The following is a 5,447-nucleotide window of genomic DNA, read 5'->3' on the forward strand; positions in this document are numbered from 1 at the left end:
ACCACGGAGCAGGCCACCGAGTTGATCCCGGACACCATCGCCCGACAGATCGTGCCTCCCGAGGGCCATCGTGACAATGACGCCCTGTTCGAGGCGTACCGCTGGTTGCGTGAGAACAACCCACTGGGCCGCGCGGTCGTCGAGGGGTACGACCCGCTGTGGCTCGTCAGCAAGCATGCCGACATCATGGAGATCGAGCGTCAGCCCGAGATCTTCACGAGCGCAGGTGGTGAGGACAAAGGCTCGGCCAATCCGATCCTCGCCAATCAGGCGGGTGACGAATTCACCAAGAGTATCAACGACGGCAGCCTCCGCATTCTGGAAACCCTCACCTATCTCGACCCGCCGGAGCACACCGAGATCAAAGACATTGCGCTGGACTGGTTCCGGCCGCAGAACTTGGCCCAGTGGGAGTCGGTCATCCGGCAGCTTGCCAAGTCGGCGGTGGCGCGGCTGCTCGAGACCGACGGACGGATCGATTTCGTCAAGGATTTCGCGCTTCAGTATCCGTTGCACGTGATCATGAGTCTGTTCGGTGTCCCGGAATCCGACGAGCCGAAAATGATGTCGCTGACCCAGGAGTTCTTCGGCACTGCCGACCCGGACTCCGCGCGAGACGATGTCGAGCCATTGACTCCCGATGCCGCTGCTCGACAGTGGGTGGCCACGATTCAGGACTTTTTCGCGTATTTCGAAGCCTTGCTTCAGGATCGGCGCGCACATCCGCGGGACGATCTTGCGACGGTGATTGCGTCGGCTCGCGACGCGAACGGCGAGTACTACAAGAACGAGGTCTATTACGGCTACTTCATCGCCATCGCGACTGCCGGGCACGACACCACGTCCAGCACCCTGGCCGGCGGCATGCTCGAACTGGCTCGGCAGCCGGAGCAACTGGAGTTGGTCCGCAAAGATCTCTCACTCGTACCCCATCTGGTGAACGAATCGCTGCGCTGGGCATCGCCGGTGAAGCACTTCACGCGAACGGCCACGCGGGATTACACCCTGCGCGGACGAGAGATTCACGCCGGCGACCGCTTCATGCTGCTGTACCAGTCCGGCAACCGCGACGCCGACGCCAACCCGGATCCGGACCGCTTCGACCTCACCCGTCGCCCCAACAGGCACATCGCCTTCGGCTACGGTCCGCACATGTGCATCGGGCAGCATCTGGCCAAGCTGGAACTGCGCGTCATGCTCGAGGAGCTGTTGCCCCATGTGAAGTCGATAACTCCGGCCGGTGACACCCGGTTCATCCAGACCAACTTCGTCGGCGGGCTCAAGAACATGCCCGTTGCGATCGAGTTCGCCCGTTAACACAGCTATGAGCGCAAAAACTCCGACGCACAACGTCATAATCGTCGGTGCCGGGCAGGCCGGCGGCACGCTCGTCGGCCTACTTCGGCAGGTTGGGTTCACCGGTCGTGTGGTGATGTTCGGCGCAGAGCCCGTTCCGCCCTATTACCGGCCACCCTTGTCGAAGAAGTACGACAGCGAAGACTACGTCCAGTGGTTGCGACCCGAGTCGTTCTACGCCGACAACGACATCGAGCTGCGACTTGCCGAGCCGGTTGTCGGCATCGACCGATCGGCGCGCTCGGTGAGGACACGCTCCGGCCACACCGTCGATTATGAAACGCTGGTCCTGGCGACCGGCGCCCGCCCCCGCCCGCTTCCGGTTCCGGGATCCGATCTCACCGGGGTACTCGCCTTACGCACACTCGCCGATGCCGCCGAACTACGGACCGCGGTGCTTGCCGGTGCGCGCCTGGCGATCGTCGGCGGCGGCTACATCGGACTGGAGGTGGCGGCGGCCGCACGAGCCCGCGGCTGTGAGGTGACCGTTATCGAACGTGAAAAGCGGATTCTGGCCCGTGTGGCAAGCCCCGAACTGTCGCGCATTCTCACCGAGAGTCATCGAGCCCGCGGAACACACATCATCACCGGAGCAGACGCCGGCGAAGTCCTCGGCAGGGACGGGCGGGTACGCGGCGTGCGGTTGGGTGACGGCAGCGAAATCGAATGCGACACAGTGATCGTCGGTATCGGCGCAATCCCCGAGGATGGACTCGCCCGCGATGCCGGCTTGGACTGCATGGCAGGCATCGTCGTCGACGGCGCCGCACGCACCAGTGATCCGAATATCCTGGCCATCGGCGACGTCACCCACCGAATGCACGACAGCCTGGGCGCAATGGTGCGGTTGGAGAGCATTCCGAGCGCCACCGAGCAGGCCAAGCAGGCCGCCGCCGTTATCACAGGCACAGCAGTCCCGCCGCACGAGGTGCCGTGGTTCTGGTCCGACCAGTTCGACCTGAAAATGAAGATGGCCGGAATTCTCACGCCTGGTACCGACGCCGTTCTCCGCGGCGATCCCGCAGATTCCTGCTCGCTGTTCCACCTCGACGCAGAGGGAATCGTGCGCTGCGTCGAAACCGTCAATGCCGCAGCCGATTTCATGGCAGGAAAGAGATTCATCGGAAACCGGACCCGGTTGCACCGCAACGTCGTGGCCGATCCCTACATCTCCCTGCGAGACGCCGCAATGGAATCCGATCACGCCCCGGGCGGCGCAGGTGCCCACCCCGAAACACGAAGGATCTGATCATGCAAGCACTAGCAGCGGTCGCACGTGCACCGCACAGCGAATTCTCCCTCGAGACAATCACTCTCGACGGGCCGCGGCCGGGCGAAGTACTGGTGAAAATGGAAGCCGTCGGCATCTGTCACACCGACCTCGCCGCGCGCGACGGTGCGCTCCCGGTTGCCCTTCCTGCCGTCTTCGGCCACGAAGGGTGCGGCGTCGTCGAGGCTGTCGGCGAAGGAGTCACCAAGGTGGCACCGGGTGATCGTGTCGGTATCACCTTCGCCAGTTGCGGATCGTGCGCCGCGTGTCGTACCGGTTCTCCGTCGTACTGCCACAATTTCATGCATCTCAACTACGACGGCGTACGCGCCGACGGCAGCCGTCCGCTCTCGCAGGGCGGCGACTCGATCACCGGACTGTTCTTCGGCCAGTCCTCCTTCGCCACGTACAGCCTTGCCCTGGAACGCAATGTGGTGAAGGTGCCCGCGGACTTGCCGGCCGAACTGGTCGCACCGATCGGGTGCGGCGTTCAAACCGGGGCAGGGGCGGTCATGCGCTCGCTCGCCTGCCGGTCCGGCTCCTCACTGCTGGTCGCGGGTGCGGGTTCGGTCGGGCTGGCAGCTGTGATGGGAGCTGTGGTGCGCGAGTGCGCCACCATCATCGTGATCGAACCCCACGCATCGCGCCGCGACCTGGCCCTGGAACTCGGTGCGACGCACGCGATCGATCCCGCCACCGGCCCGGTCGCCGATCAGGTTCGCGCCATCGTCGGTGCCGGAGTGGATTACGCCATCGACACGTCCGGCATTCCAGCCGTGATCGACTCTCTGGTGAAGTCGATGACCTTCCACAGCAAGCTCGGCTTGATCGGTGTTCCCGCGAATCCCGAAGCAGCGCTGCCGATTACGGTCATCGAAACCCTGGTCCTGGGCCTCACCGTGGTCGGCATCATCGAAGGTGACAGCGACCCCGACGAATTTATCCCCGAACTGATCGAGCTGTGGCGAGCCGGGCGATTCCCGATCGAGAAACTCGTGTCGACCTTCCCCTTCACCAAGATCAACGACGCCGTCGCGGCACAGCACCGCGGTGAAGTCCTCAAACCGGTCCTTGTCCACGAGTGAGCCGGCCGAAACGGAAAGCACGATCATGACCATCGATTACACCGATCTCTACCTCGACGGACGCTGGGTTTCGCCGGCCACGAACTCGATCATCCCGGTGATCTCGCCGAGCACGGAAGAGCGTGTCGGCTCGGTACCCGAGGGCGCGCAAGCCGATATCGACGCGGCAGTCGCGTCGGCCAGAGCGGCTTTCGACGATCCGACCGGCTGGGCACACTGGGCCGGCAAGCGCCGCGCGGAAAAACTCGCGGCTTTCGCCGAAGAACTGCAACAGCGGGGTGAGGAGACCGCGATCCGGGTCAGCACCCAGAACGGCATGCCGATCAGCCTCGCGCGGCAATTCGAAAGCGGCTTTCCCGCACTGCTTTTGCAGTACTACGGGACCATGGTCGCCGACCAGGAAGATGAGATCCGTCCCGGAATGCTGGGCGGTTCCACGGCGATCACTCGGTCACCGGTCGGCGTGGTAGGCGCGATCGCGCCTTGGAATGTGCCCCAGGCGATCACCTTCCTCAAGATCGCGCCTGCGCTGGCCGCAGGTTGCACCGTCGTGCTCAAACCGGCGCCCGAGACCGTTCTCGACGCCTTCCTGATGGCGGAGGCGGCGCTGGCAGCGGGCCTGCCGCCCGGCGTGCTGAATGTGGTGCCGGGCGGTCGCGAACTGGGCGCCTACCTGGTAGCACATCCGGGCGTCGACAAGGTGTCGTTCACGGGATCGACCGCCGCGGGACGCGCGATCGCACGGACCTGTGGCGAATTGTTGCGACCGGTAACCCTGGAATTGGGCGGCAAATCCGCGGCTGTCGTGCTCGACGACGCGAACCTCGCCGACAACATCGAATCCTTCTTCGGCGCAACCCTGTTGAACAACGGGCAGATCTGCTGGCTGTGTACCCGCGTACTCGCGCCGACGTCCCGCTACGACGAAGTAGTCGACACCATGACCGACCTCGCCAAGAACATCACTGTCGGTGATCCGCTCTCTGCCGCCACCCAGATGGGCCCGCTGGTGTCGGCTCGCCAACGCGACCGCGTCGAAGGCTATATCGCGGCCGGGCGCAACGACGGCGGACGTATCACAGCCGGCGGTAGACGAGCGGGCAACCGCGGCTGGTTCGTCGAGCCGACCATCTTTGCCGACGTAGCGCCCGAGCACACCATCGCGAGGGAGGAGATCTTCGGCCCCGTACTATCGGTCATCCCCTACACCAGCGAGGATGAGGCCGTGGCCATCGCCAACGGTTCCGAATACGGACTCGGCGGCACGGTGTGGACAGCAGACCCCGAACGAGGCGCCCGCTTCGCGCGTCGCATCGCGTCCGGAACCGTCGGAGTCAACGGCTACGCCAACGACCCGACGGCACCGTTCGGCGGTATCAAGAACAGCGGTATCGGCCGGGAGTTGGGCCCCGAGGGCCTGGCGAGCTACCAGAACATCAAGAGCATCTACCTCGACGTGCGCTGAGCGGCGGCCGATGTGGCCCGGCGAGCGGAGTTCCGACTTGCCGGGCCACCGCCCGCAGGAAATCGCGCCGATCACGAATGGCGCACTGGCATCCACTTGACGACTACGCCACAAGTCCAAGGTCGACGAGACACTGCAATTCGGCATCGACGGCGTGATGTTCGACCTGGCGGCGAAGAAACTGCCGCCGTCACCTCGGGTCTCGCACGCGCGTGGCTGGTCGGCATCAGGTGTGCGTCGTGCCGCAAGGTGACTGCCGGATCGCTCCGGC

At 64.7% G+C, this 5,447-nt stretch carries 4 protein-coding genes; all 4 read left to right on the forward strand.

What is annotated here, in order from left to right:
• On the forward strand, positions 1–1,317 hold a 1,317-nt coding region (locus tag NV1_RS41365), incomplete at its 5' end, for a cytochrome P450 (RefSeq protein ID WP_245714203.1).
• 7 nt (positions 1,318–1,324) lie between these two features.
• The gene (locus tag NV1_RS41370) at positions 1,325–2,605 is read left to right on the forward strand and encodes an NAD(P)/FAD-dependent oxidoreductase (RefSeq protein WP_067905126.1); all 1,281 of its coding nucleotides are present in this window, start codon (positions 1,325–1,327) and stop codon (positions 2,603–2,605) included.
• 2 nt (positions 2,606–2,607) lie between these two features.
• On the forward strand, positions 2,608–3,711 hold the full coding sequence (locus NV1_RS41375; RefSeq protein WP_067905128.1) for an NAD(P)-dependent alcohol dehydrogenase: 1,104 nt from the start codon (positions 2,608–2,610) through the stop codon (positions 3,709–3,711).
• 25 nt (positions 3,712–3,736) lie between these two features.
• Positions 3,737–5,176, forward strand: coding sequence for an aldehyde dehydrogenase (locus NV1_RS41380; protein WP_174557532.1), 1,440 nt, complete (start codon positions 3,737–3,739; stop codon positions 5,174–5,176).
• Positions 5,177–5,447: the final 271 nt, after the last annotated feature.

Origin of the sequence: Nocardia vaccinii NBRC 15922 (assembly GCF_001613305.1) — a bacterium.
Taxonomy (GTDB): domain Bacteria; phylum Actinomycetota; class Actinomycetes; order Mycobacteriales; family Mycobacteriaceae; genus Nocardia; species Nocardia vaccinii.

What these genes read in the sequence shown, in the direction of transcription:
- NV1_RS41370 (WP_067905126.1), top strand. Translation starts at nt 1,325, where the DNA reads ATGAGCGCAAAAACTCCGACGCACAACGTCATAATCGTCGGTGCCGGG.
- NV1_RS41375 (WP_067905128.1), top strand. Translation starts at nt 2,608, where the DNA reads ATGCAAGCACTAGCAGCGGTCGCACGTGCACCGCACAGCGAATTCTCC.
- NV1_RS41380 (WP_174557532.1), top strand. Translation starts at nt 3,737, where the DNA reads ATGACCATCGATTACACCGATCTCTACCTCGACGGACGCTGGGTTTCG.